This window comes from Bradyrhizobium sp. LVM 105 (assembly GCF_003957705.1).
Taxonomy (GTDB): domain Bacteria; phylum Pseudomonadota; class Alphaproteobacteria; order Rhizobiales; family Xanthobacteraceae; genus Bradyrhizobium; species Bradyrhizobium frederickii.
In genome coordinates, this window is the sequence record NZ_QZMV01000006.1 from 333,494 (window position 1) to 359,008 (window position 25,515).

Below are 25,515 nucleotides of genomic sequence, written 5' to 3' on the forward strand. Positions count from 1 at the left end.
AGCGCGGGCGTGCTGGTCAATGTGCAAAGCCCCCGCGGACGGAGCCGGCGGGGGCCTTGAGAATGAGACGGACGACGAAGGGCGTCAGCTCTTGACGCATTAGCCCTTGGCAGGCGCCATCAGCGCGACCGGACCAGGCTCGAGGACGTTGGGCGGCGACGATTGCGTATCGACCGGTGCGATCTCGCTATCGGTCGCGCTCAGGAATTTGTCGAGCATAGTCTGGATCGAGCTCTTGGCCACATCCGGACCAGTGTCGCGCATGTCGTTATGCTGGAATTCGGTCTTCACGACCTGAATGCCCGCCTTCTCGCATTCCTCGTCGGTCGGGATCACGCCCGCATCGGCCTTGAACTGCGGATCCTGCGAGCGGAACGAGAGGATCTTGAACTTGCCGGCAGTGACGAAGGGCACGCGCAGATTGTCGAGCGTGACGACCTTCTTGACCTCATCCGGATATTGCTTGGCGAAATACATCGTAATGTCGCCGCCCATGGAATGGCCGACCATCGTCACCTTGGCGTAGTCGGCATTGGGCTGAACCTTCTTCAGCTCCTGCATGGCGAGATGGATGTTGGCAACGCCGCGCAGGATCTGCGGCAGCCGGCCGACATAGAGCTCGCCGGGTTTGGTGACCATCGGAGGATCAGTCGGCAAATCGTGCTGCGGGCTGACGACCATGTAGCCGCGCGCAGCGAAGATGTTGGCGAGGAAGCCGTATTCGGTGTTCTTGACGGTATTGCCGTGGTTGATCACCGCGACCGGCAGCGTGATCATGCCGGCATTGGCCTGCATTTCCTTGTCGCGGCGCACCGCGATTTGGACGGGCACCGGACGGTTGTCGCGGGAGGCGTCGTAGAAGGTGATGGTCTCGTGCTTGATCGCCCACTTGCTCGCCGTGAAATAGGCGATGCCGCAGAGAGCACTGACCGAAACCAAAACGGCAATTCCACGCTTCATTTTCGTCCTCAGCCTCAGGCGCTTGTGGCCTGAATCCCTGTTGAAAATCGTGTTCTCCGGGGCTCTCCGTCCCCTTGTCGCCTATCGCTAATATATGTCACAGGCGCGTGACAGGAAGGCCAAATATTGTGAACCTGCAGCCCTTTCGTTGTGCGGCGCACACGTTTTCTGAGCACCCTGTTATCCGGCCGCTACGTCAGGATGCAGCTTACCATCCGACGCAACCGGACCCGTTCGGGTTCAATTTCACGGTAAACGCAGAATAAAAACGGCCGAGCGCGATCGCGGTTCCAGAGGAATCCGGTGCGGTCAGATCGATGGGAAGTAGCAGTATACCGCCTCAGGCGCCCAGGATGTCGTGGACTTCGAGCGGCTTGTCGACCTGGTTGAACCACTCGGCCCGGTTCGCGGCGCGGCGGCGGCCGCGCTCGTCGAGCGGCAGCTTGAGCTGACGCAGCAGGCTCGTCACCTCTTCCCGGGCGGTGAGATGGCCGAGATTGGGCCGCATGCCGAGCGTGGCCTCGTCGATCTCGTCGAGGGCGGTCAGGCCGCGCGGGAAGAATTCGCGATAGACGACGCGCTCGGCGAAGCCATCGACGTAGCGGAAGCCGAGCCGCAGCGACAGATCCTTCAGCCCCTCGGCGACCAGCTGCTTGTTGCGCGAGCCGAGCATCGACAGGCGGTTGCGCACGACGATCCAGTCGGTGGTCGAACCGTCCAGCTGGCGGCGCTTGCGCCGGACGTCGCGCACCATTTCGGCGTAATGGCTCTCGCCGGTCACCGCGTAGCTCGCGGGATCGACGGTGCCGAGCACGTCGAAATCGAGGAAGCTGTCGTTGATCGGCGTGACCAGCGTGTCGGCCATCGAATGCGCAAGCCGCATCAGGTAGCTGTCGGTGCCCGGCGTATCGATCACGATGAAGTCGAAGCTGCTCTCGACCACCGAGACCGCCTCCATGAACTGCTGGAACTCGGAATTCTCGTTCTCGGCGATCTGCATGGTCTCGCCGAGCTTAATGCAGCGATGCACCGGCAGTTCGAGGTCCAGCTTGGTGCGGCGCGCCCAGGCGGCGCGGTTGTTGATGTAGTGGGTGAAGCTCTGCTGACGGCAGTCGAGGTCGATGGTGGCGACGCGCTGGCCTGCCTTCAGCAGCGCAACGGCGATGTGCAGGGCGGTGGTCGACTTGCCGGAGCCGCCCTTCTCGTTGCCGAGCACGACTACATGCGCCGAGCCGGATTGGCCTTGGCTAGCCTGCACAAGCATGGCGATCCTCAACACCCCTGATGAATATCTTCGAGTTGGCCGCGTCTGCGGTCAAGTGAAATGCGTGACAGGTCATGCAAATCGTATTGCGCCGTTCTTCATCATGAATCGCGGCGCCAATCTTCGTCTGTGATCCAGCCCATAATGCCGCGATGTCGTGCGCGGCCTTGCGCGGGATGCTGTGCCGCATCCGGGTGCATGGCGTCCATGATCGCTGCTTGTTAAGGTTAGTCCTCCCGGGCGCAGATCGCGCCGCACCGATTCCCAACCCTGCCGAGTCTCGATGTCATCAAGCCCCTTGATCGCCCGCACGGTCCCAACCTTGCGCCGCGCCCTCGACAATCTTCGCAAGCGAAAGGCCACGATCGCGCTGGTCCCGACCATGGGGGCCCTCCATGACGGGCATGTGTCCCTCGTCCGCCTCGCCAAGCGGCGCGCCAGCCGCGTCGTCGTCTCGATCTTCGTCAACCCGACCCAGTTCGCCCCGACCGAGGATTTCGGCGCCTATCCGCGCACCTGGAAGGCCGACATCGCCAAGCTCGCGGCCGAGGATGTCGACATCGTCTGGCATCCGGACGTCAAGGCGATGTATCCGGAGGGCTTCGCCACCCGCATCGTGCCGGAGGGGCCGGCGCTCGCCGGCCTCGAGGATCGCTTTCGCCCGCATTTCTTCGGCGGCGTCGCCACCGTGGTCGGCAAGCTGTTCACGCAGTGCCGGCCGGACTTCGCGATCTTCGGCGAAAAGGACTTTCAGCAATTGCGGGTGGTGACGCAGATGGCGCGCGACCTCGACCTCGGCGTCAAGGTGATCGGCTCGCGCACCGTGCGCGAGCGCGACGGACTCGCGATGTCCTCGCGCAACGTCTACCTGTCGGCCGAGGAGCGGCAGACCGCTCCCATGCTCTACCGGGCCATGAAAGAGAGCGCGCGGCGGATCAAGGCCGGCGATGCCATCGCGCCGGCGATGGCCGGCGGCGCCGAGATGATCAAGGCGGCGGGCTTTGCGCTGGACTATTACGAGCTCCGCCATGCCGAGACGCTGGCACAAGTCGCCTCGCGCAAGGACGGCCCGTTGCGGATCCTGGTGGCGGCCAAGCTCGGCAGCACCCGGCTGATCGACAATATCGCGGTTTAGAGCAGCCCCAGATCGCGCAATTCGCGCCGCATCGGCTCCGGCATCGCCGCGATCGAGCCGGCGGCGGACCTGCCGAGATCGGGCGGCACGGAATCCTCCGTGAGATAGCGCCAGCCCTGGAACGGGCGCATCGGCCGCGGCGATACCGAGATCACCTTCGGCTGCATCACGATGCGGCAGCGCCCGATACCGTCCTTGTCGCGGAACGGCTCGATGCCGATGATTTTTTCCCGCGCGGCGATCTCGCCCTTGATCACCCAATAGAGCGACCCGCCGGCGAGGATCTCGGCGTCGCGCTTGGGCACCATGCGGGTGATGTGGATGTGGCGTTGCGGCAGACCCTTCTTCTTGGCGGTCTGCATCCGTTCGGCGACCCACTCCTTCAATTCCTTGACGGAGTCGCAGCCGACGGCGAGCTTGATCAGATGTAGCGGCATGGCTCAGCATTAGCCGGGCAACACCGCATTTGGAATGCCGAACTATTCGTTATCCGCAGCCGCGGGAGCCGCCGCGGTCGCCGGCGGGGGCGCGAGCGGAACCGGTGCTGTGGTGGCCCGCGCAGCCTTCGGGGCCGGCGGCCGCTTCGCAGCAGGCGCCGCAGGCGCTGAAGCCTGTGCCGAGGCAGCTGCCGGCGCGCGCGAAGCGGCCGACGCTGCCGCCGCGTTTGCCGGCGGCGCGGCCTGCCGCGCCGTCGCCGCGGGCTCCGGATTCATGATGCTGACCGGCGGCGTCGACGAGGAACTCGGGAACTCGGCATTGGTCGGCTTGCCCGTCGGCATCGAGGGCGGCAGACCCGCGAGCGCCGCATTCGGCGGCAGCGCCGCTGCCGCCGCCGTCGCCGGCGCATTCCAGGTCGGCGCATGGCGCGCGACCAGCACGTCGTAGAGATGGGAATCCATGTTGGCAGCGACCTGCTGCTGGTCGGTCAGCGAGCGGAACGCGGCACACTCGAACTGGGTACAGCCGTCGCGCACGACCAGCACCTGCGCCACCAGGCCGTAGCGATCGCGCTCCAGCGCCTTGCGCAGCGCTTTGATGTCCGCCGTCAGGCTCTTGTCGGCAGTCGCGGCATCGCCGAGCGCCATCAGCCGGTCGATCCGGGCCGCGGTGTAGGACACGGCCGCGGCCACCGCATCCGGCGAGCCGAACAGCGCCCTTTCGCAGCCGATGGCGACCGCATCGCCGGCGAGATCGTCAAGGCAGGACAGTGCCGGCAGGCTGGCGACGACCGCGCCCGGCGCGCGCGCCTCGGCCGGCGCGTCCGACCCCAACGGGCCATAGACGCGCACGGTGGCAGCTCCGGCGATCGCAATGGAGAGCAGCGTGATCACGGTCAGGGCGCCGTTGGCGACCGATCTGTCGGCGCGCAGCAACGTGATCAGCAGGATCAATCCGAAGAATCCCGCAGCGGCCAGCGTCATCCACATCGGAAAGGCCGGTGAGCGCCAGATTTGGTCGAGCGAAGTGGCCCATGCCCAGTTCATGCGCGACGTCCCCTCACGCGAGCAGAGAGCGAATGGTCAAGCGAGCACCGCTAATCGGCAACTGCCCCGGCCCACCTTTTGGAGGTGAAGCGGGCCTTTTGACGGCGGCAGGACACTATTCGCTGATGGCAGCAATGCGGGATGCGTCAGCCTTCAGGAGCGCGAGCTGGCTTCAGGACAGCGCGAGCTGGCTTTCCTTGGCGACGCGTTCGAAGGCTTCGGTCGAGCTCTTGATCCGATATTGGCAATCGTCGCCATCGGTCGGCAGCAGACGGATGATTTCATACGCGCCGCTGGCGGCGGGGCGCGCGACGTTGCTGGCCGTGAACAATACGCGCGTTCCAATCGGGAATTTGTGCTTCAACACCCTCTCCATCACTCCAAACAACGCCTGCCTCGCCCATGGTCCCACTACGACGGCCGGCCGGAAACCCATGTGCTTTATAGCACGCGACCCGTGGTTTTGGCCAGCGCCATGCCCGCATGGCAAGCGCCTATATTTTGCAGTCTTTTCAGAATGATAGGACCGGAACCGGCGGGCCGATGATACCGGCGGGGGCCGCTCGTTCAGACAGCTTGTCGCAGCCCCTGACGCCATGGCCCCCGGTCAATTTCCGGCCATGCGCCGCCGGCCGCCACAGGGGCCAGCGGGCCTCGGGCAGCCCGCGGTGATCAGGCGTCCTCGAACTTGGCGATGACAAGCGTTTCGGCCAGCCCGTCGCGGGTCCATTCCTGGAACGCCGGCAGCGCCATCATCGTCTCCATGTAGGCCTTGGTGTCCGGCGCAACCTCGATCGCGTAGGTACGCAGGCGGTGCACGACCGGTGCGTACATCGCGTCCGCCGCGCCGAAGCGGCCGAACAGGAACGGCCCCGCCGCCCCGTAGTGCGTGCGACACTCGCGCCAGATCTCCTCGATGCGGGCGACGTTGGCCTTGGCCTCCGCGGACAGCGCCACGGGGCGGATCGGCCGATGCAGGTTCATGCCGCATTCGTTGCGCAGCGCCACAAAGCCGGAATGCATCTCGGCGCACACCGATCGGGCATGCGCGCGCGCGGCGACGTCGTCGGGCCACAGCTTCACTTCCGGAAAGCGCTCGGCGATGTATTCGATGATGGCGAGCGAATCCCACACCGTGACGTCGCCGTCGACCAGCACCGGCACCTTGCCGGCGCGGCTGAAGGACAGGATCTGCTCCTTGTCCGCGGGATTGTCGGTGTAGAGCGGAATCAGTGTCTCCACGAACGGAATGTCGTTGGCGCGGAGCGCGAGCCAGGGCCGCATCGACCATGACGAGTAGTTCTTGTTGCCGATGGCGAGTTTCAGCGCAGCCATGTCATCAGTCCTTCCAGAGACGTCCTCGAGCGAGCCGCTTTTAACGCCATCACCTGCCGCCAATCAATCGTTGCCGCGCCGGCCCACGCGTGGCAATCGTTGCCGTCCGCGCCAGGAGACAGACATGAGCAGGCACTGGGTCGACATCGCCGCCGTCGGCTTCTTCGTCATCGAATGGCTGGTCTATGCCCTGACGCTGGAGCATTCGGCCTACGGCCGCGACAGCCTGTCGGCGCGCATGAACCGTTATCGCGAGGTCTGGGTCCGCCGGATGCTCGACCGCGACACCCGCATGGTCGACATGCAGATCATGACCTCGCTGCAGAACGGCACCGCCTTCTTCGCCTCCACCAGCCTGTTCGCGCTCGGCGGCGCGCTGGCGCTGCTGCACGCCACCAACGACGCCATCACGATTCTGAGCAAGCTTCCGGTCGATCTCAGCACCTCGCCGGCGATGTGGGAACTGAAATGCGTCGGCCTCGTGCTGATCTGCGTCTATGCCTTCTTCAAATTCGCCTGGGCCTATCGCCTGTTCAACTATGTCGCGATCCTGTTCGGCGGCATGCCGGCGGCGGACCAGCGCGACACGCCAGCGGCCGAAGCCCACGTCATCCGCACCTCGCGCCTGTTCGAATCCGCCGGCCGCCATTTCAACCGCGGCCAGCGCGCGTTCTTCTTCGCGCTCGGCTATCTCGGCTGGTTCGTCAGCCCATGGGTGCTGTTCGTCACCACCGCCGCCGTTGTGGTCGTGACCTGGCGCCGGCAGTTCGCATCCAGCGCCTGGATGGCGATGGCCCCGGAGGTGGACGCAGATCAGGGGATGAAGCGCGGTCATTGAGGCGCCGGTGTCCCGGACAAGCTGCACCCCCCTCGGCGTTGCGGCGCAGAGCCGGGACCCAGGGCGACACGGCACAATGCCGCGACATGGGCCCCGGCTCTGCAGCGCACCGTCGAAGGGACGCTGCGCTGCGTCCGGGGCGCGAGAGCTGAGTGTGGCGCACATGCTCTCTCCCCGTCATTGCGAGGAGCCCTTGCGACGAAGCAATCCAGACTATTACTGCGGACACATTTCTGGATTGCTTCCGCCTTCGCCAAGGCTTCGGCGGACAAGTCGCTGCGCTCGCAATGACGGAGGATGAGGCGATAGCTGGTTCTCCAAGTGAGGCTGTCATTCCCCGCGAAAGGCGGGGAATCCAGTACGCCGCGGCTTCTCGGATTGAACGCTGGCGTCTCTGGAATACTGGATCGCCCGGTTGAACCGGGCGATGACACCGCGTGTGTGGCGACGGGCATACGTTCTCGCTCTCGCGGCTGAGTTCGCCCGAGCTTTGCTTGCGTTTCCGCCCTCTCAAAGCCAAGAGGGCGCAGGGAAGGCCGGGTGCCGGCTCGCACCCGCGGTCCGCTGCGCGAAAATGCACACGCAGGAAGAACCGCACAGCAGCATACAGGTGTGGCCAATCACTCGGCCTTCCCTGCGCGGTGGTCGGACGGCTTATGCCGTGCTCTCCCGGGAGCCGAACTTTCCTTCTGGCCTCCCTCGCCGTTCGAATTGGCGATGCCGTCCGCCCGGTTGGGCTCGCGCGCATCTTCGATCCGGCTTGACCGTAGCAACGACGGCCAGGACCACACGGTTTTGCCGTACGCACGGCCCGCCATGTCGCCGCAGTCTTCCCAGCCCTGTCGACGGAGCCGGAAACTTACAGGCGAGACGAAACCTAACAGCGCCGTTCGTCTGCACGCGGCCACGGGCTCACAGGGACTACCCGCCCTGCCCGCACCATCTCGTGCCGACGCTGCCGCGTCCACCGCAAGCCCGGCTCGCGAACAAGACGACCTCGAGATCGCCCCTCCTGGATGAGCCGGGATGGACGACACATACGACAAAACCGAATTTCGGTAAAGTGGAATATTTTTGCAAGCTTGGATTGACGGAGGGCGACACAGCAGGTGCCGTAGCCCGGATGAGCGCAGCGACATCCGGGACCTTGCCAGTGACGTCCCGGGTATGCTGCGCTCACCCGGGCTACGCTGCGGGCTAGCTTCCCAAATCGCGCGGGCTGAACGGCAGGTCGAGCACCTTCCATTCCTCGTACAAATCGGCGGGCAGCATCTTGTAAGGTTGACAGTTCTGAAGCGCGCTCGTTGCCGATTTCACGAGGGCGACCCCTTTCGTGGACGGCGGGGCTTCGAGCAGGATCGGCTCGCGCGCCAGCGTGCCGTCGGTCGCGAACACGGCGCGCAGCTTGATGTGAACGTTGTCGGTGGGCGCAAGTCCGGCCGGCAATTTGGCACAGCTGCGCAAATGGCTGCGAAGCGCGGCGATGATCTCGGCCGGCAGCTTGGCTGCGATCGAGTCCGTGGCGTCGCCGCCATCGTCCTTGGCGCCGCCTTTCGGCAGCGGCAGCGGCAATTCAGGCGGCAGCCCCAGCATGACGCCGTACTTGACGGTGACGTCAGGCTGCGGGGCCTGATAGGCCGGCGGCGGCGCGGCCTGTTGCTGTGGCGGGGTTTGGGGCGGCGGCGGCATCGCCGGGGCCTGTGGCTGTGCGTTAGCTTCGCGCGGCTTCGGCGAAGGCTGTTGCTGCTGCGCCGGCCGTTGCGGTTCGGGCGTTGGCGATGCGGCCGGCTGCGGGGTCGCAGGCTTCGACGCCGCGGGCGCCTTGTCGGTGAAATCCAGCTTCGGCAGCTTCAGATCGGCGAGCGGCTCCGGGGTCTTGTCTTTGACCTCCTCCTTGATCTTCTCCTCCGCTTTGGCCTCCTCCTGCTTCACCTCCTCGGGCGTGACGATGTCGACCGTGACGGTCTCGGGCGGCGTCGCGTGGAACGGATGGACTTCGCTGATCAGGATGATCAGCGCCACCAGCGTCAGATGGGCGATCGCCGACGCCGCAACGTCCGTCCGTATGATTGTCCGCAGTTCCATCGCCAGATCTTGGATTGCCGCCCTGCTGTTAGCATACCGCGGTCTCCCCTCAATCCCATTTCGGGGCAAAGCCAAAGTCGGTCAGGCGGCCCTTCGGATTGGCGAGCGCGGCGATCCGGCTCATCTCGTCGTCCGACAGCTCGAAATCGAAGATCTCGATGTTTTCGGACAGGCGCTCGATGCGCGAGGTGCGCGGGATCGCAGCAACATTCTGTTGCACCAGCCAGCGCAGGCAGACCTGCGCCGGTGTCTTGTGATGGGCGCGCCCGATCTCGGCCAGCGTCTGGTCGGTCTTGATGCGCCCCTTGGCGATCGGGCTGTAGGCGACGAGGGCAAGGCCATGCTGGTCGCAGGCCGCCCTCACCTTCGCCTGGTCGAGATAGGGATGGTATTCGACCTGGTTGCAGACGAGCGGCTCCGGCGAGGCCGCCACCGCCTGCTCGATCAGCGCCACCGTGAAATTGGAGACGCCGATGTGGCGGGTCAGGCCCATCGTCTTCGCATGCGAGAGCGCGCCAAGCGTCTCCGCCAGCGGCACGTGCGAATTGGGCCAGTGCAGCAGCAACAGGTCGACGGAGGGAAGCCGCAAGCGCGCCAGGCTCTCCTTGACAGAGCGCTCGAGATCGTGAGGCGCGAAATGGTTGGTCCAGACCTTGGTGGTGAGGAAGACGTCGTCGCGCCGCACGCCCGAGGCGCGCAAGCCGTCGCCGACCTCCCGTTCATTGTCATAGACCTGCGCGGTGTCGATGTGGCGATAGCCGAACCGCAGCGCCTGCTCGACCACGCGCGCGGCAAGCCTTCCGCTCAGCTCCCAGGTCCCGAGCCCGATTGCCGGGATCTTTGCGCCATTGGCCTCGACGAACAGCATGAGGACTCCTTCCGTTGCGGCAGCCCCAAACGCCATCAGACGGCATTATGGACCCGGCCCAGGACACTGCCAACGGAGGCCGTGGCAGTTCGGCGGGATATTTGGCGCAAGACTAACGGGAGGTTGCGTCAGGGCTGGTCGGCCCGTCACGCCGCCACGTCAGGCTTTGGCAAGCGCCTGGAACACCGTTTCCGGGGCGTGCGCGATCACCGCGAGCAGCGCGCGGGCCGGCCCCCGCGGAGCCCGCTTGCCCTGCTCCCAGTTGCGGATGGTCTCGACGGGAACGCCGAGCTTGGCGGCGAACTCCATCTGGGTCAGGCAGGCGCGGCGGCGCAAATCGCGCACCGCGAGCGAAGAGGTGTCCGCCGGCGCGATTGTGGCCGTGGGCTCGACCGCAGACGGCTGGACCGGAAATTCCTGTCCGTCCCGCAACTCAACGACCCGTCCGTCCGCCTTCAGCCGCAACCGCATGTCCAGTCCCCCAAGCGCGTGCGATGATGCGGCAGGTCGCTTAAGTTCGGATTAAAGATGGGTTGCTGTCATTCCGGGGCGCGCGAAGCGCGAGCTATGGTGCGCAATTGCGCACCTGAGAATCCATCGTGCACCGGAGAATGTCGACAAATGGATTCCGGGCTCGCGCCAAGTGGCGCGCCCCGGAATGACGGCGGGTGAGACCTACCTCAACCCGAACCACAGCGTCGCAATGCCGAGGAAGGAGAAGAAGCCGACGACGTCGGTGACGGTGGTGACGAACGTTCCCGACGCCACCGCCGGATCGACCCTGACACGTTCGAGCGCCATCGGGATCAGGATGCCGCCGAGCGCGCCGGCGACGAGGTTGCAGATGATCGCGAGGCCAATGACGATGCCAAGGCCCGGAATCTTGAACCAGGCCACCGCCGCAATCCCCGTGATCACCGCGAAGGCGAGCCCGTTGACGAGGCCGACCAGGGCCTCGCGCATCACCACCCGCCAGGCATTGGAGGCGCCGAGCTCGCGCGTCGCCAGCGCCCGTACCGCCACCGTCATGGTCTGGGTCGCCGCATTGCCGCCCTGGCTCGCCACGATCGGCGCCAGCACGGCGAGCGCGACCATCTTCTCGAGCTGCCCCTCGAACAGGCCGAGCACGGAGGAAGCGAGGAAGGCGGTGGCGAGATTGACCAGCAGCCAGTTGAAGCGGCCGCGCGCGATGGTCAGGAAGGTGTCCGACAGCTCTTCGTCGCTGGTGACGCCGCCGAGCGCCTTGAGGTCCTCGTCCGCCTCCTCCTCGATGACGTCGACGACGTCGTCGACGGTGATGACGCCGACCAGGCGGTCCTGGGTATCGAGCACGGGCGCGGCAACGAGATTGTACTTGCCGAACATCCGCGCGACCTCCTCCTGATCCTCCAGGACGGAGACGCGGCGGCGGTCCTCGTCGGTCAGCTCGGTCAGCGCCACCGGCCGGCGCGCGCGCAACAGCACGTCGAGGGGCACCGCGCCCTGCCAATGCTGGTCCTTGTCGACGACATAGATCTCGTAGAAGCGGTCGGGCAGGTCCGGCGTCTCGCGCATGTAGTCGATCGCCTGGCCCACGGTGAAATCCTGGGGCACCGCGATGAACTCGGTCTGCATGCGGCGGCCGGCGGAATTCTCCGGATACAGCAGGCTGCGCTCGAGCGCGACGCGCTCCTTGAGCGGCAGCTTCTCGAGGATCTCCTCCTGTTCCTCGGCATCGAGAGCTTCCAGAAGCTCGACCGCGTCGTCGGATTCGAGCTCGCGGACGCCCTCGGCAACCGTCTCCGGCGGCAGCTCGTCCAGGATCTCCTCGCGGACGGCCTCGTCGACCTCGTTCAGCGCGGAGAAGTCGAAATCGCGCCCGGTGAGCTCGACCAGGCGGACACGGTCGTCGGGCTCCAGCGCGCCGATCAGATCGCCGAGATCGGCCTCGTGCAACTCGGCGACGCAGGCGCGCAGCGATGCGCTGTCGCCGGCCTCGATCGCCCGGGCAATTTCTTCGACGAATTCGTGCCTGATATCGCCGTCTTCATTGCGCATCGGCACGTGGTCGAGTACCGAATCGGCAGCGGGCGGGGCAACGTCCATATTTTCATCCATGGCGCGCCTCGCCGGTTGACAGGTTGGAACCAGTGGTCTGAGCTGATGTTCAGGCAATACCCACAAGGCAACTCCGAGCGCAATGACAAAGATGCTTCGACTGAGGTGGACTTCGATGTCGCTGGGCGCGGCCGTTGCGGCGCTCGCCGGCATCGCCGCGGCGGATGCCGCCGAGTGCCCGCGCAAGGACGCGCTCGGCACCTCCCGCGTGCTGAGCGTCGATGCCAGGACCACGCCGCGCGTGGGCCTGAAGAGCTTTCCGCAGACGCTGCAGCTGGCCGATCATGAGGTCGTGCTGACCTTCGACGACGGCCCGTTCCCGCCGACGACGTCCAAGGTGCTGGCGGCGCTGGCGCACGAATGCGTGCGCGCGACCTTCTTCCTGATCGGCCAGCACGCCGCCGAGCATCCCGACATGGTCAAACGCATCGCGCGCGAGGGCCATACCGTCGGCCACCACAGCTGGTCGCATCCGTTCATGGCGCGGATCCCGTTCGACAAGTCGAAGGCCGATATCGACCGCGGCATCGCTGCCGACGAGATGGCGCTGCACGGCACCTCGACCACGACACCCTCGACGCCGTTCTTCCGCTTTCCCTATTTCGAGTCGACGCAGGCACAGCTCGACCTGCTCCAGTCGCGCGGCATCGTCGTGTTCGGGGCCGATCTATGGGCCAGCGACTGGGAGGAGATCACGCCGGAGCAGGAATTGAAACTCGTCACCGACCGCCTGGCGGCGAGCGGCAAGGGCATCATCCTCTTCCACGACAACAAGGTGCGCACGGCCGCAATGATGCCGGCCTTTCTGCGGTATCTGAAGGAGAACGGCTATCGGGTGGTCCACGTCGTCCCGGCGGGCACGTCACAGAAGAGCGCCGATGCGCGCTGATGCCGGAATGTCACGCCGGCGCAAAATGGGGCGATTTGGCGGCAATTAACACTCTGTTCATGCTACCCCGTGCAAAGATGAGGCGGCTGCGGCTGAACCGTTTTGGGGCATCTCCGACCTATCTAGGCGGCAATTGCATGGGGGCAGACGAGGTTCATGATCGGAAGTAGCGTTGTTCTGCGGACGCGATCGTGGATCGTCCTCTGTCTGGGAATTCTGACCATCGCTTCGCCGGCCGCGCTCGCGGCCGACTGCCCCGGCAATCCCGACGCCCTTGGCACGTCCCGCACCCTCGTGGTCGATCCGCGCGAGCATCCGCTGATCGGCACCATGCAGTATCGCGAGACGCTGCCGCTAAAGGACCGCGAGGTCGTCCTGACCTTCGATGACGGTCCGATTCCTAAATATTCGAACCAGGTGCTCAAGATCCTCGCCGACGAGTGCATCAAGGCGACCTTCTTCATCGTCGGCAACCAGGCCAAGGCCAATCCGGACGGCGTCCGCAAGCTGGTCGCCGCAGGCCACACCGTCGGCACGCACAGCATGGACCATCCGCTGACCTTCGACCGGATGCCGATCGAAAAGGCCGAGGCCGAGATCAACGGCGGCATCGCATGGACCTCGGCCGCGATGACCGATCCGTCCCAGCTCGCCCCGTTCTTTCGCATTCCCGGCCTGATGCGCGCCGAGGGCGTCGAGAACCATCTGATCTCGCGCGGCATCCAGGTCTGGAGCGCCGACTTCCCGGCCGACGACTGGCGCCATGTGTCGTCCGACCGCGTCTATCAGCTCGCGATCCAGCGGCTGGAAGCCAAGGGCAAGGGCATCCTGCTGCTGCACGACATCCAGGCCCGCACGGTGGCGGCGCTGCCGAAGATCATCCGCGACCTCAAGGCGCGCGGCTATCGCATCGTGCATGTGGTGCCTGCGAGCGCCGACCGGCCCGCAACGCCGACCAATCCGGTAGAGTGGCTGCTGCATCCGCCGACCGAAACGGTGCCGATCGCGCGCTGGCCGGCTGTGCCGCACTTCGTGTTCGCGGAAAGCCGGACGCTGCCGGCGCCCTCGCTCGCCGACCTCAACGCACGGACCGAGCATCAGTCGCTGCTGCCGCGCCGGACCAGGGGACAGATGGATATCGCATCCACCCTGCCCGTGCCCGGCCGCGCTCTCTTTGCGATCCCGGAAGGCTCGGTCGAGGTGCTGCTGTCGACGACATTGTCGCGGCGTGCCGCGACGCGGCTGGCCATGGCGGCCGAGACGCCGCATGCGGCCAGGAGCAAGGTCGCAAAGAGCAAGACCGCCAAGCCCCAGGCTCGGCACACCGCGCTTGCGGCACCGGCCGCACCGAACCATGCCGCGCAGGTCAAGAGCGCTCCGCCGCGCCCGACCCGCGTCGCCAGCCTGAAGAAACGCGCTTGAGCTTTACGGCCGCAGGATGGCGGCGACGCAGAGCAGCACGATCAGCGCCAGGAAGAACAGGTCCATGTAGGACTTGAGCTCGCCGTCGCGCCGCAGCCGGGCAACGTCGGTGATGACCTGCTTGCGCGTGTTCGTTCCTCCGGAGCCGTCATTGATCGGGCCTTGAAGGCGCCGCGTCTCGGCCTCCAGTCTCTCGATCTTCTGGAAGAAGTAGAACGCGCGCAGCGTCGAGGCCGCGCGCATGGCGGCGTAAACCAGCACCAGGATCGCCAGTGTCGCCCGGTTCGGATATTTCTCCATGAAGTTCAGGCTGAAATAGACCACCGCCATGAAGGCAAAATTTGTCAGGAAGCGGTAGACGAAGCTGAGAATGCCCATGCTGGCTCGGACCTTGAGGAGTGCAACCAAATCGTGCTGCAAATTCGGGATCGGGGACCCGGACCGGAACGGCCGGCCTGGATGCGGTAGCGGCCCGTCTACGCCAAGTTCGTTTCAACAAAGATACTGTCGCCCCGCACCCCGCCGCCTTTTAGCCTGACGCGGACATAAGGCAAGCCGGAGCATGGCCCGGTGGCGCTGCCCCGCATGATACCGCAACGGCTCGATGGCGATCTGGCGGAAGTCGCGATAGACTGGGTCCAGTCGCCACATGCGGGGTCTGCCGATGCCGAAGAAGGGAATCACCGGCCACGACGACTGGGTTCTGACCGAGGCCCTCGCGACCGCCCTGGTCGCGCTGGAGCAGCTCGAACCGAAGCACCAGCCGAACGCGCATATGGACGACATCCGCAAGCTGCTCTCGAGCGGCAAGGAGCCGGCGGCGGTGAGCCTGCACCTGGCCCAGGCCAAATGCCGCCTGTTTCCCGACCTCGATCCGCTGAAGATCTACCGGGAGTACGGCATCGGCGAGGAATACGGCTGAAGGGACGGTTTAAGGCTAAGGCCCGCCCGCAACCGATCCCGCGATCGCCATGACCAGCGCGCCGAGATCGATCTTGCCGTCGACAGTGAGCTCTTCCGAGCCTTTCGCATCCTGGGCGCCCGCGATCTTCAGCGCTTGCGGCCGGTTGGCGGCCTGCCGTTGCAGCTCGCCGATGATGGCGTCCTTGAGCTTTTCTTCCAGCATGGGCTTCGTCCTTCGCGCGCGTTCCTCTCACTCAAGGCAAAGCCGCGCCCTTCGTTCCCTCACGCAAGCCGCCGCGGCAGGCTGTGATGGATGTTGCAGGCGGCGACCGCGGCGTGGCCGAACGCGACCGAGATCTGGTGCAGATCGGTGACGACGTCGCCGATGCCGTAGAGCCCACGGACCGAGGTGCTCTGATGCTCGTCGACCTTCAGATAGCGGTCGGGAGTGTGTTCGGCGCCCAGCGCCACCGCGAGCTGCGAACGCACCTCGGCCCCCATCGCAGGATAGACCGTGTCGAATTGCAGCGTCCGGCCGTCGGCGAAGACAGCCGCGACGCCCCCGCCGCTCCGCCGCAAATGCAGGTCGGGCGCGAACACGACCTCGACGCCAGCATCCAGCAGCTCCGAAGTGGCGCTCTGGTCGTCATCCGGTCCGATCGCGAGCAGCGTCACGTCCCGTGAATAGCCGCGCAGGAACAGCGCCTTGCCGGCGGCACGCTGAAGCGGGCCGACGATTGCGATGCGAAGGCCGGTCGCCTCGAAGGCATCGCAAACCGGACAGTAGCGCAGCACCCCGTCCGCGATGGCACCGCGCCACTCCCGGAATGGCGGATGGGTGTCGACGATGCCGCTGGCGAGAATGACGGTGGCGGCGGCGTGCGCATCGCCGTTCCAGCTCGCCTCAAAACCATGATCGTGCCGCCGCAACGCGGTGACCTCGGCCTCCGCGCGCGTGACCGCGAGCTCTTCCAGCTGCGCCGACATGCGGGCAATCAGATCCGCGCCTGACAGGCCGTGGACAAAGCCGGGAACGTTGTGGCTGCGCGGGATCAGCGCGGCCCGGCTCGCGCCGGCGTCGACGACGCAGACGTTGCGGCGGAAGCGCGCCAGATAGATCGCGGCCATCAATCCGGCGGGGCCGCCCCCGACGATCAGGCAATCGAACTGCGCCGGCTTCATTTGGGATTCGGATCCGCAAGACCGTCGCCGGGATCCTGAAGGCGCCCGCTCCTTGCCAGCCGGACGGCGTTGCCGAGCGCATGCGCCGCGTTGCGCACCTCCTGCTGGAATTCTCCGTCTTCATCGAGTTCGCGATGCGAGGTGGCGTATGGCTCCATGTAGCCGACATAGCCGTCGAGCTCGGCGAAGCGGCCCGCCGAAATCAGCTGCATGTCGGTCAGCCAGTCCGACAGGGCGCGGCGCACGCCTTCGGCACCGACGGCATCGCCGTGAACGACGACGCCGAAATGACGGCCGGCGAGATGGCGCGGATAGGGCCAGCCCTTCAGCTCCATCGCCTTGGCCTCATCGGCCTTCTTGCCATGGGTCGAGGTCGGATCGGGATTGCCGCCGTCGGCGCAGACCATGCGGTCCATCATCGCCTTGAGGCCTGATGGCACGTGATACCAGTTCACGGGTGTCACGATCAGGATGCCGTGAGCGGCGACCCACAGCGGATAGATCTCGTTCATCCAGTCGTGGGTCTGCCCGAGCGAATAGTTCGGATAGCAGCTGCACGGCCAATGGCAGAGCGGCATCGCGGTGCCGACGCAGGATTTGCAGGGATGAATCGTCTTGCCGAACTCCGAGGCAAGGCGCGACAGGTCGAGGATGTCGACGGCAAACCCCATCTCGGTGAAAACAGGCTCGGCCAGCTTGACCAGCCGCCAGGTCTTGGACATCTCGCCGGGACAGGTGTGCTCGCTGCGGGCCGAGCCGTTGATGAGGAGGATGCGCGGCGTCTCGTCCGCATCGTCGTGCCGTCGCTGCGCTTCGAGAATTCTTGCGCGCGCATCGAGCCAGTCGATGGCGATGTCATAGTCGGGATCGGCAAAGCCCGGGCCCGCCTTCCGCGTCAGCGGCGCCTTGCGCGAATGGCTGTAGGCGTCCCAGGCCGCAGCGGTGATGGCATCGAGCTCGCGCCCGAGCGGCGCAAAGGCGGGATCGACGAACTGCCCCTTGTAACGCCGCTCGAACTCATCGCGCGACAGCTTGACGGGCGGCATTCCCTTGCGAATTTCGGCGTCCCTCATGCGTGCTCCGGCAAAGTCGGCTTTCCGACCAACCCGGCGCGCAGCGTGCGGTTCCCGAAACGCTACTGACGAACCACGTCCGGTGGCGCATCGAACTTCGCGATGCGCCGGTCCAGCCGTCACAGCTCGATGCGATGCACCAGCACGAGCGCGGCGGCCTCCCGCTTGGCCTGTTCGTCGTCGTCGCAGACCAGGTTGATGCATCCGAACACGCGCCCGTCCGGATCGATCTGGAAGGCGCGGTAATGCTTGAGGCTCCCCACTAGGATGGTCCTCGTCTCGGGGAGACCGGCGCGCTCAGCCAGTCCGTCAGGCTCGAGGTGATCTCGTTCTGCTTGGCGCGTTGCAGCAGCATCTCGCGCTCCCTGCCCGGTGGCAGGCTGCGTGCGCGCTCGCGGGCGCTTTCGGCAAAGGCTGCCAACCGCTCCTGAAGCGATTGGGTCTGTTTCCTGCGGTTACGTTTGACGCTCATCGGACTTTCACAGCGGATTTCGGATGGAGGAAATGGGCCTCGCAGCTTCCGCCGCGAGAGCCGGTTCCAGCATTTCAATAAGTTAACGCTGCGTGATTTTGCGGAACGCCCCCGCTTATGCCCGCCGCTTTGCACTGCGCCGGAACCGAAATGCTGATTCGTATGTTCAAGAACGACCTGAAGGAGGATCATGATGGCGAAAGCAGCACGGAAACGGCCGGGCTCACCGATCGGCCGCAAGGGACCACGCAAGGCCAATCCCGCGTACAAGCGCCGAGCGCGGCAGCCCTGGACGCCGGGGGACGTAAGCAAGTTGAAGCAGCTTGCGAAAGGCAACACGCCCACCGGCGTGATGAGCATCAAGCTTCAGCGCCCGGTCGCGGCCATCCGCAGCAAGGCGCAGCGCGAAGGCATCTCGCTGCGGCCCGCCAACCGTTCGCCCTACAACCGCCGAACCAAGGCGGCGAAGCGGCGTTGACGACAGGCACCGCCGGGTGACAACCGGACACAACGGGGAACGATGGACGTGGCGCTCATTTTTCCGGTTTCTGCCCACGACATCAGCGCATCGGTACGCGCCGACATCTAACCCGTTCCCGGCGCGTGCACCTCACACCCCCGCGCGTGCTACGGCTTTTCCGCGCCGCAACACGCGACGTCAGTCAGTCCGGCGGCTGCAGGCCGGGTGAGCGCAGCCATTCGCTCATCTGAGAACCGGTCTCGGCCTGACGTGCCTTGCGCAACATCTCGTCACGGGCCGCCCCTGGCGGAAGCGAATCTGCTTCTTCGCGCAGCCGCTCAGCCTCAGCAGCCAACCGCGCCTCGAGCGGATCCGTGTGCCTGGATTTGCGCCGCGTCAACATGAACGTTCTCCCTGTTCGTCGGAGCGCGCCGTTGCGTTCTCGGTTCGGTCACGCCACGCCGGTTCGGCGCGGCGAACCGACAACGTTCCCGAGGCGGAACGGTTGCCTGCGTACCGCGAAAAAGCCGTCGTCCCGCCGTCTCACGCAGCTGCCGAGAGCTAATTGTCCTGATTGTCGCGGTGAGCCCTGATCTCCGTACGGACCATGGCGCTTTCCATGACAGCCAGACGCAGATCGCCGAGGATTTGATCGTGACGCTCCATGAGTAGCCGACGCTGCTCCCGCAGCGTGCGGCTGTCATCGATCGCGCGAGTTGCGCGAGATATCAGGGCATCAGGCATGGCGCCATACTGACATGCCAGCAGAAGCGCGCATTTAAGCAAGTTACTCAAATTGAGCCACCGGCTGAAAATGAGCGCGATGAGGCCCTATATCTTCAGCGTCGATTGCTCTGGTCAGCCTCTGTTGCTAGTGCACAGACCGGAGAATCCGGCCGCGCCGGCGCCCGCTCCCGCCGATCAGCGCCATCATCCGTGCTCTCGGCCGCCCCGATACAGTCGCAGATAGCTCGGCGAGAACAGGGCCGTGCTCTTGAGCGCGTCGATATCCCTGATCACCAGCGTACGATCGCGCAGCACGATCAGCCCTGAGGCGCGCAACTCCTGCAGCGTGCGATTGAGATGAACCACCGACAGGCCGGTGGCGTCCGCCAGATCCGTCTGCGTCACCGGCATCGCGCAGCTGTTGCCGTCGACCATTCCGACGGGGCGAAGCCGCTCGAAGATCTCGCAGAACAGGTGCGCGACGCGCTCGAGCGCGGCGCGACGGCCGAGATTGATGACCCATTCGCGCTGGATCGCCTCGTTGACGAGCATCTCGCACAAGAATGCTTCGGCAAGCGAACGGTCGGCGGCCAGCAGGCTGTCGAAGCGCGCGCGCTTGATCTCGGCGTAGACGACCGGAGTCAACGTGGCGATGGAATGGTCCATGGTCGAGAGCAGGAACGCATGAGAGTCGCAGCTCTCGCCGGGAAAGATGAAGTTGACGATCTGGCGCCGGCCGTCCTCGAGCGTCTTGTAGCGGCAGAGCCAGCCCGACAGCACGATGCGGACGCTGTCGACAGGATCGCCCTCGGAGATCAGGTCCTCGCCGGCTCCAGCGCGCTGCAAGCCCTCGAGCATCGCATATTCAAGCGAGGCGCGCGCTTCCGGCGACAGCGGTCTCAGCGCGTTCAACCGGCGAATCGCCGGTTCCAACACGCTGCGATCGGCAGTCGATAAGGGCATCAGTCAACCGCAGAAGGGGTGTGGAAGGAGCCCTTGCTCAATGGAATCGCGATCGTGCATTGCAGCCCGCCCGAATTGAAGGCCAACTTGGTTTCGCCCTTCAACTCGAACGCCAGCGTACGCTCGAGAAGCTCGATGCCGAAACCCTTTCGCGGTGGCGGCGGCACCTCGGGCCCTCCACGCTCCCGCCATTCGAACATCAATTGTGCCGGCGCCGTGCTTTCGTCAATGCGCCAGGAAACGTCGATGCGGCCCGACGGCTGGCTCAGCGCACCGTATTTCAGCGCGTTGGTCGCAAGTTCGTGAATGGCAAGTGCGAACGTTTCGGCGGCCTTGGGCTGGAAGCGCACCTTCGGGCCGGAGACCCGCATCTGTTCGCCTTCGCGCGCATCATAGGCCAGCAATTCCTCGACCACGAGATATTCGAGGTCGACGCCGCCATCGGGATCGCGGGTGACCAGCGTCTGGGTCCGGGCGAAAGCATTCAGCCGGCCGTCGAGATGCGAAGCATATTCCTCCACCGTGGAGCTCGTCTCCGCCGAGCGGCGGGCGATCGAGCGGACCACGCCGAGCGTATTGCGAACCCGATGCTGAAGCTCGGCCAGCAGCAGCCGCTGTCGCTCCTCGGCGCGGGTCATCGCCGTGACGTCGATGAAGGTGATGACGACGCCCGCGATGAAATCGTCGACGCTGCGGTAGGGCAAGACCCGCGCGATATATCTCTTGCCGTCGTCAGGCGCCGTCAGCTCGCGCTCGGCGCTTGCCAGGGTGCGCATCACGCGGCGGACGTCGTCATGGAGCTCCTCGATCGGAACGCGCGCTTTGATGTGAGAGATGGGACGGCCCGCATCGGTTTCCACCAGGTGCAAGACCTGCGTGATCGCGGGCGTGAAGGTCATCACCCGCAGATCGTTGTCGAGGAACACGGTCGCGATCTGGGTGCTCTCGAGGAAGTTCTTGAGGTCGCTGCTGGCGCGGGTCAATTGCCGGACGCGGTGCGCCAGCTCGCCGTTGACGGTCGTCAGCTCTTCGTTGACAGATTGCAGCTCTTCGCGTGACGTCTCGAGCTCCTCGTTGGCGGACTGAAGCTCTTCGTTGAGCGATTGGTATTCCTCGTTCGAGGATTTCAGCTCCTCGTTCGTGCTTTCGAGCTCCTCGATGGTGGCCTGGAGCCGCTCACGCGTCGCGCGCAGCTCGCTCTCGAGCCGCTCGACATGCTCGGTGCGAATAACGGTGTTGGGCTTGCTGTTGTCGTCCGCGACCGATGGGGCCGGTCCGTTCTCGAACAGCGAGGTCGCAGCGGCCGCGGGCACCTCGTCGAACCCCTGCTTCTCCTCCAGGCGGCGCAGATGGCGGGCATAGACCTGGATGTGCTCGGGAATGTCTTCCGGCGGCAGCACGTAGTCCGCAATCGCCGCCGGCGTGTTGGCATTGAAAGGGTCCGACGTCTCGCTCGCGACCTTCTCGGCGATGGCAAGGCCGCCGTGGTCCTTGAGCGTGGCCGTGCCCAGCGCGCCGTCGCCGCCGGTGCCGGACAAGATCACACCGACGGACTTCTCGGCGCGCTCCTCCGCCAGCGACAGCAGGAAGCTGTCGATCGAGGCGCGCTCGCCGGGCGCCTGCTCGGCCTTGCGGATCGCGAAACGCCCGCCCTGGATCGTGGTGATCGTGCCAGGCGGGCACAGATAGATCCTGCCGCCTTCGATCGGATCACCATGGCCGGGATCGGACAGCCTGCCGCCGCTTGAGCTTTGCACGATCCGGCGCAGCCGAGCCTCGTCGAACGCTTCGTGGTGCTGAAGCGCCAGCACGACCGCCTGGTCGGTGCCCAGGGTCAGCTTGGCGAAGAAACGCTCGATGCTGTCCAGCGCGGCCGGTGAGGCGCCAACGCCGATGACAAGTGGGGACCTGGTCTGGCGCTCTCCTTCGGCTGCTTGCTCGCCCACTTCAGTCATGGACCGGGTAGCTCTCTCACTGGCCGGCACCAACGGGTGCCCGGTGCCTGCAAATAGCAGAAATCAGCGGGATCCCAACAGTTCAAAGATAACAAGGGCACAGAGCCTCCTTCGATGTTTCGCGACCTCTCAGCCCTGGGGTGGAGCCGCGTGGCATCTCGCCGGCTGGGGCGGCGCGCGGCCTTCAGGGCTCCGGCCATGCCGGCAGAGTCGGCGGCAGGCGGCTCAGGATCTGCTTCAGCGGCTGGGTCGCTCCCGCCGAGCCACCGATCACGATGATATCGCGGTTGCTCATGGAACCCGTTTTCGATTGCGTCGTTTTGCAACCAAGGCGGCGCCCCGTTTTATGTTCCTACGGGGCGAAGCGGAGGCTGAGGCATCCTAACGATGTTGCGTAAATCATCCGGGCAGCCTGCGCCTCTCGCCGGGCGCAGGGTCTTCGTGGTCGAGGACGAGTATTTTCTCGCCGACGACATCAGCGAGACATTCCGGGCGCTGGGGGCCGAGGTGGCAGGTCCCGCCGGGCATATCGAGGACGCTTTCAAGATCCTGCGCGACGGCAGCACGCTGGATGCCGCCGTCTTGGACGTGAACATTCACAACGAGATGATCTTTCCGATCGCCCGCGAGCTAAGGGCACGCAAGGTGCCGTTCGTGTTCACCACGGGATATGAAAGGATCAACGTCGGCCCGGAATTTCACGACGTGCCGCTGATTGAAAAGCCGATCGATCTTGCGGCGATGGCGCGGAAGCTGGCGGCGCTGATTGCCGATCGCCGGGACGAACAAGGCCCGGGCACGATAAGACCTGGATAAGACTTGAAGACCTGGATGAGAAAGATTTGGATGAGACTTGGCAGTCAGAACAGCCGCGCGAAGGCGAGCCAGGCGGTGACCGCCAGGCACAGGAGAACCGCGGCGTAAGGCAGCGCAACGCGCAAGACAGCCTCCCGGCCCCTTAAGCGCGATGGGATGAGGAGACTAGTCATCGCGCTCCAGGTTATTGCTTGAGCATGATCTTTCCGGAAAAACGCTGCGCACTTTTCCGGATCATGCTTTAACTCATCATCATCCAGACGAGCGCGCCCATCATCACGAGAAAGCCCGTAATTGCGGTCGCGACAAAGGCCTGTTCGATGCGATCCATTGCCCCGGCCCCTATCCGGCGGGTGCAGCTTGACCGGCTCGGGGCCCGACCGCATTAGGGTATGTGAATCGGCCCCCGGCGCTTTTTCGTCAAATGCCGAGGGCCGTACCTGCCGCCACGGATAGCAGCGGAGCGCTACGTCACGATTTCGCCGTGCCTGGCTCGGCCATCTTGCGATGCTGCCTGGCCAGCATCTCGTTCGGCGTGATGTTAGCGACCGTGGTCTGGATCTTGTTCTTCAGGCCGGTGACGATGTCGGCCTCTCCGCGCAGCATCGCATCGAAACCGGCCTTGGCGACATCGTAGGCGCCGTCCTTCTTCTCGGCGCCGACCTTGGTGTCCATCATGCCGGCGCGGCGGAAGAACTCGGTGTCGGTCGCGCCCGGCATCAGGCAGGTGACGGTGACGCCGCTGTCGCGCAGCTCCTCACGCAGCGCGAACGAGAACGAGTCCAGAAACGCCTTGCTGGCATTATAGGCGGCCTGGAAGCTGCCCGGCGTGAAGCCGGCGATCGAGCCGGTGATCAGGATGCGCCCGGCTTTGCGGCGGAGCATCTCGTTGCCGACGCGGTGGATCAGATACAGCGTGCCGGTGATGTTGGTGTCGATCAGGTGCTTCACCCTGGCAAAGTCCTGGTCGAGGAAGGCCTTGCCGAGGCCGACCCCGGCATTGGCGAGCAGCGCATCGATCGGCCGGTCGCCGACCGCGGCGCACAGCTTATCGACGCCTTCGGTGGTGGAAAGATCGGCCTCGACCGGCTCTACGCTGCCGCCGAGCCGGCGCAGATCGACGGCCACCCGTTCGATCTGGGGTTCATCTGCGGCGATGACGAGGTTGAAACCGTCCTTGGCACAGCACCTGGCGAGCTCCAGGCCGATGCCGGTGGAGGCGCCGGTGACGACGGCGAGCTGATTGGCGGGCATGGCACATGTCCTTGAGATGGGATGATGACGCCCAATCACTCCGCCGCCATCTCGTTCCAAACAGGTGCGGTCCGAAGAATCGCACGCCGCTTAGCAACCATCGTTCATTCCTGGACTTAAGTGCCAACTGGTTCAGCCGAGAGGACGAAAGATGAAGGCGCTGGTTTGGCACGGCAAGGAGGATATTCGCTGCGACACCGTCACCGACCCTGAGATCCAGGATCCGCGCGATGCCATCATCAAGGTCACGAGCTGCGCCATCTGCGGCTCCGACCTGCACCTGTTCCACAATTTCATTCCCGGCATGCTGCCCGGCGACATCATGGGCCACGAGACCATGGGCGAAGTGGTCGAGGTCGGCTCCGGCGTCGACGGCAAGCTGAAGAAGGGCGACCGGATCGTGGTGCCCTTCACGATCATTTGCGGCGAATGCGACCAGTGCAAGCGCGGCAATTTTTCGGTCTGTGAGACCACCAACCGCAAACGCCATCTCGCCGACAAGGTGTTCGGACACACCACCGCCGGCCTGTTCGGCTACACCCACCTGACCGGCGGCTATCCCGGCGGCCAGGCCGAATATCTGCGCGTGCCCTATGCCGACGCGACCCACATCAAGGTGCCCGCCGGCATTCCCGACGAGCAATTGCTGTTCCTCAGCGACATCTTCCCGACCGGCTGGCAGGCCGCGGTGCAATGCGACATCGAGCCGACCGACACGGTCGCGATCTGGGGCTGCGGCCCCGTCGGACAGATGGCGATCCGCAGCGCCATCCTGCTCGGCGCCAACCAGGTGATCGCAATCGACTGCCTGCCCGAACGGCTGAGCATGGCGGAAGCCGGCGGCGCCACCACGATCAACTTCGAGACCGAGAGCGTTTTGGAGCGGCTCCAGGAGCTGACCGACGGCAAGGGCCCGGAAAAATGCATCGATTGCGTCGGCATGGAATCGCATGTGATGGCATCGCTGCCCGATACGCTGCTCGACCGCGCCAAGCAGATGGTGATGGCGGAGAGCGACCGGCCCCACGTGCTGCGCGAGATGATCTATGTCTGCCGTCCCGGCGGCATCATCTCGGTGGCCGGCGTGTACAGCGGCTTGTCCGACATGCTGCCCATGGGCGCCTTCATGAACAAGGGCCTGACGATGCGGACCGGCCAGACCCACGTCAACCGCTGGACCGACGATCTGCTGCGCCGCATCGAGGACGGCGAGATCGATCCGTCCTTCGTCATCACCCACACCGTCCCGCTCGAACAAGGGCCGGAGATGTACCAGGTGTTTCGCGACAAGCGCGATTCCTGCGTCAAGGTCGTGCTGAAGCCCTGAAGGAGCA

General features: G+C 65.3%; 29 protein-coding genes and 2 pseudogenes. 8 read left to right on the top strand and 23 right to left on the bottom strand.

From position 1 onward, the window contains the following. Positions 1-99 precede the first annotated feature (99 nt). Together D6B98_RS19910 and D6B98_RS19915 are read right to left on the bottom strand one after the other, a co-directional pair. Positions 100-960 (bottom strand): alpha/beta fold hydrolase, encoded by an 861-nt coding sequence (locus tag D6B98_RS19910; protein WP_126258629.1) that lies wholly within the window; start codon positions 958-960, stop codon positions 100-102. Between the two features lie 340 nt (positions 961-1,300). Further along, positions 1,301-2,224 (bottom strand): division plane positioning ATPase MipZ, encoded by a 924-nt coding sequence (locus D6B98_RS19915; RefSeq protein WP_126258630.1) that lies wholly within the window; start codon positions 2,222-2,224, stop codon positions 1,301-1,303. Positions 2,225-2,507: 283 nt separating this feature from the next. Between D6B98_RS19915 and panC the strand changes: the two genes are divergently transcribed. Continuing rightward, a complete protein-coding gene (gene panC, locus D6B98_RS19920) occupies positions 2,508-3,359 on the top strand; it encodes a pantoate--beta-alanine ligase (protein WP_126258631.1) in 852 nt (283 codons plus the stop codon). Here panC and D6B98_RS19925 read toward each other — a convergent pair. The 4 genes from D6B98_RS19925 to D6B98_RS19940 all read right to left on the bottom strand — a co-directional run bounded on the left by D6B98_RS19925 (position 3,356) and on the right by D6B98_RS19940 (position 6,178). Next, positions 3,356-3,796, bottom strand: a complete 441-nt coding sequence (locus D6B98_RS19925) for a DUF1489 family protein (protein WP_126258632.1) — start codon at positions 3,794-3,796, stop codon at positions 3,356-3,358. The two genes, panC and D6B98_RS19925, sit on opposite strands and share 4 nt — an antisense overlap. A 42-nt stretch (positions 3,797-3,838) precedes the next feature. After that, on the bottom strand, positions 3,839-4,843 hold the full coding sequence (locus tag D6B98_RS19930; protein ID WP_126258633.1) for a hypothetical protein: 1,005 nt from the start codon (positions 4,841-4,843) through the stop codon (positions 3,839-3,841). 172 nt (positions 4,844-5,015) lie between these two features. Then, complete coding sequence (locus D6B98_RS19935; RefSeq protein ID WP_126258634.1) at positions 5,016-5,219, bottom strand: hypothetical protein; 204 nt, start codon at positions 5,217-5,219, stop codon at positions 5,016-5,018. 296 nt (positions 5,220-5,515) lie between these two features. Next, the gene (locus tag D6B98_RS19940; protein ID WP_126258635.1) at positions 5,516-6,178 is read right to left on the bottom strand and encodes a glutathione S-transferase family protein; all 663 of its coding nucleotides are present in this window, start codon (positions 6,176-6,178) and stop codon (positions 5,516-5,518) included. Positions 6,179-6,302: 124 nt separating this feature from the next. On the opposite strand from D6B98_RS19940, the gene D6B98_RS19945 reads away from it, so the two are divergent. After that, entirely contained in the window at positions 6,303-7,016 is a 714-nt protein-coding gene (locus D6B98_RS19945) for a DUF599 domain-containing protein (protein ID WP_126258636.1), read from the top strand. 1,197 nt (positions 7,017-8,213) lie between these two features. Here the strand turns inward: D6B98_RS19945 and tolA are convergent. From tolA to mgtE, 4 genes are all read right to left on the bottom strand, one after another. After that, positions 8,214-9,101 (bottom strand): cell envelope integrity protein TolA, encoded by an 888-nt coding sequence (tolA, locus tag D6B98_RS19955; protein ID WP_126258637.1) that lies wholly within the window; start codon positions 9,099-9,101, stop codon positions 8,214-8,216. Positions 9,102-9,150: 49 nt separating this feature from the next. Next, positions 9,151-9,969, bottom strand: coding sequence for an aldo/keto reductase (locus D6B98_RS19960; protein WP_126258638.1), 819 nt, complete (start codon positions 9,967-9,969; stop codon positions 9,151-9,153). A gap of 159 nt (positions 9,970-10,128) precedes the next feature. After that, a complete protein-coding gene (locus D6B98_RS19965) occupies positions 10,129-10,446 on the bottom strand; it encodes a helix-turn-helix domain-containing protein (RefSeq protein WP_126258639.1) in 318 nt (105 codons plus the stop codon). Between the two features lie 198 nt (positions 10,447-10,644). Continuing rightward, the gene (gene mgtE, locus D6B98_RS19970; RefSeq protein ID WP_126258640.1) at positions 10,645-12,066 is read right to left on the bottom strand and encodes a magnesium transporter; all 1,422 of its coding nucleotides are present in this window, start codon (positions 12,064-12,066) and stop codon (positions 10,645-10,647) included. A gap of 115 nt (positions 12,067-12,181) precedes the next feature. Between mgtE and D6B98_RS19975 the strand changes: the two genes are divergently transcribed. After that, complete coding sequence (locus tag D6B98_RS19975; RefSeq protein ID WP_164718726.1) at positions 12,182-12,955, top strand: polysaccharide deacetylase family protein; 774 nt, start codon at positions 12,182-12,184, stop codon at positions 12,953-12,955. 156 nt (positions 12,956-13,111) lie between these two features. Next, the gene (locus D6B98_RS19980) at positions 13,112-14,377 is read left to right on the top strand and encodes a polysaccharide deacetylase family protein (RefSeq protein WP_126258642.1); all 1,266 of its coding nucleotides are present in this window, start codon (positions 13,112-13,114) and stop codon (positions 14,375-14,377) included. Between the two features lie 3 nt (positions 14,378-14,380). On the opposite strand, the gene D6B98_RS19985 is transcribed toward D6B98_RS19980, so the two are convergent. Continuing rightward, positions 14,381-14,755, bottom strand: a complete 375-nt coding sequence (locus D6B98_RS19985; protein ID WP_126258643.1) for a hypothetical protein — start codon at positions 14,753-14,755, stop codon at positions 14,381-14,383. A 286-nt stretch (positions 14,756-15,041) separates the two neighbouring features. On the opposite strand from D6B98_RS19985, the gene D6B98_RS39985 reads away from it, so the two are divergent. Then, a complete protein-coding gene (locus tag D6B98_RS39985; RefSeq protein ID WP_235885026.1) occupies positions 15,042-15,299 on the top strand; it encodes a hypothetical protein in 258 nt (85 codons plus the stop codon). A 15-nt stretch (positions 15,300-15,314) separates the two neighbouring features. On the opposite strand, the gene D6B98_RS19995 is transcribed toward D6B98_RS39985, so the two are convergent. The 5 genes from D6B98_RS19995 to D6B98_RS20010 form a co-directional block, all read right to left on the bottom strand. Beyond that, positions 15,315-15,503 carry a hypothetical protein gene (locus D6B98_RS19995; RefSeq protein ID WP_126258644.1) on the bottom strand — a complete coding sequence of 63 codons (189 nt, stop codon included), beginning with the start codon at positions 15,501-15,503 and terminating at the stop codon, positions 15,315-15,317. A 59-nt stretch (positions 15,504-15,562) separates the two neighbouring features. Beyond that, entirely contained in the window at positions 15,563-16,462 is a 900-nt protein-coding gene (locus D6B98_RS20000; RefSeq protein WP_126258645.1) for an NAD(P)/FAD-dependent oxidoreductase, read from the bottom strand. Next, complete coding sequence (locus D6B98_RS20005; protein ID WP_126258646.1) at positions 16,459-17,535, bottom strand: flavodoxin family protein; 1,077 nt, start codon at positions 17,533-17,535, stop codon at positions 16,459-16,461. The genes D6B98_RS20000 and D6B98_RS20005 overlap by 4 nt, the downstream gene beginning before the upstream one ends. A 119-nt stretch (positions 17,536-17,654) precedes the next feature. Beyond that, positions 17,655-17,798, bottom strand: a complete 144-nt coding sequence (locus D6B98_RS39990) for a hypothetical protein (protein ID WP_164718728.1) — start codon at positions 17,796-17,798, stop codon at positions 17,655-17,657. After that, the gene (locus D6B98_RS20010) at positions 17,798-18,007 is read right to left on the bottom strand and encodes a hypothetical protein (RefSeq protein ID WP_126258647.1); all 210 of its coding nucleotides are present in this window, start codon (positions 18,005-18,007) and stop codon (positions 17,798-17,800) included. Before D6B98_RS20010 ends, D6B98_RS39990 begins: the two co-directional genes overlap by 1 nt. 193 nt (positions 18,008-18,200) lie before the next feature. Between D6B98_RS20010 and D6B98_RS20015 the strand changes: the two genes are divergently transcribed. Then, complete coding sequence (locus D6B98_RS20015; RefSeq protein WP_126258648.1) at positions 18,201-18,485, top strand: hypothetical protein; 285 nt, start codon at positions 18,201-18,203, stop codon at positions 18,483-18,485. 184 nt (positions 18,486-18,669) lie between these two features. On the opposite strand, the gene D6B98_RS20020 is transcribed toward D6B98_RS20015, so the two are convergent. The 5 genes and pseudogenes from D6B98_RS20020 to D6B98_RS41970 form a co-directional block, all read right to left on the bottom strand. Continuing rightward, complete coding sequence (locus D6B98_RS20020; protein WP_126258649.1) at positions 18,670-18,870, bottom strand: hypothetical protein; 201 nt, start codon at positions 18,868-18,870, stop codon at positions 18,670-18,672. A 158-nt stretch (positions 18,871-19,028) separates the two neighbouring features. Further along, positions 19,029-19,211, bottom strand: coding sequence for a hypothetical protein (locus D6B98_RS20025; RefSeq protein WP_126258650.1), 183 nt, complete (start codon positions 19,209-19,211; stop codon positions 19,029-19,031). A gap of 186 nt (positions 19,212-19,397) precedes the next feature. Next, entirely contained in the window at positions 19,398-20,156 is a 759-nt protein-coding gene (locus D6B98_RS20030) for a Crp/Fnr family transcriptional regulator (RefSeq protein WP_126258651.1), read from the bottom strand. Then, a pseudogene (locus D6B98_RS20035) lies at positions 20,156-21,445 on the bottom strand (sensor histidine kinase); the annotation flags it as partial. The pseudogene D6B98_RS20035 and the gene D6B98_RS20030, both read right to left, overlap by 1 nt. Positions 21,446-21,535: 90 nt before the next feature. After that, a pseudogene (locus tag D6B98_RS41970) lies at positions 21,536-22,111 on the bottom strand (chemotaxis protein CheB); the annotation flags it as partial. Positions 22,112-22,498: 387 nt separating this feature from the next. Here D6B98_RS41970 and D6B98_RS20040 point away from each other — a divergent pair. Next, positions 22,499-22,927: a response regulator gene (locus tag D6B98_RS20040; RefSeq protein ID WP_126258653.1), complete on the top strand. Its 429-nt coding sequence runs from the start codon at positions 22,499-22,501 to the stop codon at positions 22,925-22,927. A 44-nt stretch (positions 22,928-22,971) separates the two neighbouring features. Here the strand turns inward: D6B98_RS20040 and D6B98_RS41415 are convergent, their stop codons facing one another. Together D6B98_RS41415 and D6B98_RS20045 are read right to left on the bottom strand one after the other, a co-directional pair. Beyond that, positions 22,972-23,100 (bottom strand): hypothetical protein, encoded by a 129-nt coding sequence (locus D6B98_RS41415; RefSeq protein WP_283810160.1) that lies wholly within the window; start codon positions 23,098-23,100, stop codon positions 22,972-22,974. 298 nt (positions 23,101-23,398) lie between these two features. Next, positions 23,399-24,181, bottom strand: a complete 783-nt coding sequence (locus D6B98_RS20045; protein ID WP_126258654.1) for an SDR family NAD(P)-dependent oxidoreductase — start codon at positions 24,179-24,181, stop codon at positions 23,399-23,401. A 151-nt stretch (positions 24,182-24,332) separates the two neighbouring features. On the opposite strand from D6B98_RS20045, the gene D6B98_RS20050 reads away from it, so the two are divergent. Then, positions 24,333-25,508 (top strand): zinc-dependent alcohol dehydrogenase, encoded by a 1,176-nt coding sequence (locus D6B98_RS20050; protein ID WP_126258655.1) that lies wholly within the window; start codon positions 24,333-24,335, stop codon positions 25,506-25,508. Positions 25,509-25,515: the final 7 nt, after the last annotated feature.

What these genes read in the sequence shown, in the direction of transcription:
- D6B98_RS19910 (WP_126258629.1), bottom strand. Translation starts at nt 960, where the DNA reads ATGAAGCGTGGAATTGCCGTTTTGGTTTCGGTCAGTGCTCTCTGCGGC.
- D6B98_RS19915 (WP_126258630.1), bottom strand. Translation starts at nt 2,224, where the DNA reads ATGCTTGTGCAGGCTAGCCAAGGCCAATCCGGCTCGGCGCATGTAGTC.
- panC (WP_126258631.1), top strand. Translation starts at nt 2,508, where the DNA reads ATGTCATCAAGCCCCTTGATCGCCCGCACGGTCCCAACCTTGCGCCGC.
- D6B98_RS19925 (WP_126258632.1), bottom strand. Translation starts at nt 3,796, where the DNA reads ATGCCGCTACATCTGATCAAGCTCGCCGTCGGCTGCGACTCCGTCAAG.
- D6B98_RS19930 (WP_126258633.1), bottom strand. Translation starts at nt 4,843, where the DNA reads ATGAACTGGGCATGGGCCACTTCGCTCGACCAAATCTGGCGCTCACCG.
- D6B98_RS19935 (WP_126258634.1), bottom strand. Translation starts at nt 5,219, where the DNA reads ATGGAGAGGGTGTTGAAGCACAAATTCCCGATTGGAACGCGCGTATTG.
- D6B98_RS19940 (WP_126258635.1), bottom strand. Translation starts at nt 6,178, where the DNA reads ATGGCTGCGCTGAAACTCGCCATCGGCAACAAGAACTACTCGTCATGG.
- D6B98_RS19945 (WP_126258636.1), top strand. Translation starts at nt 6,303, where the DNA reads ATGAGCAGGCACTGGGTCGACATCGCCGCCGTCGGCTTCTTCGTCATC.
- tolA (WP_126258637.1), bottom strand. Translation starts at nt 9,101, where the DNA reads ATGGAACTGCGGACAATCATACGGACGGACGTTGCGGCGTCGGCGATC.
- D6B98_RS19960 (WP_126258638.1), bottom strand. Translation starts at nt 9,969, where the DNA reads ATGCTGTTCGTCGAGGCCAATGGCGCAAAGATCCCGGCAATCGGGCTC.
- mgtE (WP_126258640.1), bottom strand. Translation starts at nt 12,066, where the DNA reads ATGGATGAAAATATGGACGTTGCCCCGCCCGCTGCCGATTCGGTACTC.
- D6B98_RS19975 (WP_164718726.1), top strand. Translation starts at nt 12,182, where the DNA reads ATGTCGCTGGGCGCGGCCGTTGCGGCGCTCGCCGGCATCGCCGCGGCG.
- D6B98_RS19980 (WP_126258642.1), top strand. Translation starts at nt 13,112, where the DNA reads ATGATCGGAAGTAGCGTTGTTCTGCGGACGCGATCGTGGATCGTCCTC.
- D6B98_RS19985 (WP_126258643.1), bottom strand. Translation starts at nt 14,755, where the DNA reads ATGGGCATTCTCAGCTTCGTCTACCGCTTCCTGACAAATTTTGCCTTC.
- D6B98_RS39985 (WP_235885026.1), top strand. Translation starts at nt 15,042, where the DNA reads ATGCCGAAGAAGGGAATCACCGGCCACGACGACTGGGTTCTGACCGAG.
- D6B98_RS19995 (WP_126258644.1), bottom strand. Translation starts at nt 15,503, where the DNA reads ATGCTGGAAGAAAAGCTCAAGGACGCCATCATCGGCGAGCTGCAACGG.
- D6B98_RS20000 (WP_126258645.1), bottom strand. Translation starts at nt 16,462, where the DNA reads ATGAAGCCGGCGCAGTTCGATTGCCTGATCGTCGGGGGCGGCCCCGCC.
- D6B98_RS20005 (WP_126258646.1), bottom strand. Translation starts at nt 17,535, where the DNA reads ATGAGGGACGCCGAAATTCGCAAGGGAATGCCGCCCGTCAAGCTGTCG.
- D6B98_RS20010 (WP_126258647.1), bottom strand. Translation starts at nt 18,007, where the DNA reads ATGAGCGTCAAACGTAACCGCAGGAAACAGACCCAATCGCTTCAGGAG.
- D6B98_RS20015 (WP_126258648.1), top strand. Translation starts at nt 18,201, where the DNA reads ATGGCGAAAGCAGCACGGAAACGGCCGGGCTCACCGATCGGCCGCAAG.
- D6B98_RS20020 (WP_126258649.1), bottom strand. Translation starts at nt 18,870, where the DNA reads ATGTTGACGCGGCGCAAATCCAGGCACACGGATCCGCTCGAGGCGCGG.
- D6B98_RS20025 (WP_126258650.1), bottom strand. Translation starts at nt 19,211, where the DNA reads ATGCCTGATGCCCTGATATCTCGCGCAACTCGCGCGATCGATGACAGC.
- D6B98_RS20030 (WP_126258651.1), bottom strand. Translation starts at nt 20,156, where the DNA reads ATGCCCTTATCGACTGCCGATCGCAGCGTGTTGGAACCGGCGATTCGC.
- D6B98_RS20040 (WP_126258653.1), top strand. Translation starts at nt 22,499, where the DNA reads ATGTTGCGTAAATCATCCGGGCAGCCTGCGCCTCTCGCCGGGCGCAGG.
- D6B98_RS41415 (WP_283810160.1), bottom strand. Translation starts at nt 23,100, where the DNA reads ATGACTAGTCTCCTCATCCCATCGCGCTTAAGGGGCCGGGAGGCTGTC.
- D6B98_RS20045 (WP_126258654.1), bottom strand. Translation starts at nt 24,181, where the DNA reads ATGCCCGCCAATCAGCTCGCCGTCGTCACCGGCGCCTCCACCGGCATC.
- D6B98_RS20050 (WP_126258655.1), top strand. Translation starts at nt 24,333, where the DNA reads ATGAAGGCGCTGGTTTGGCACGGCAAGGAGGATATTCGCTGCGACACC.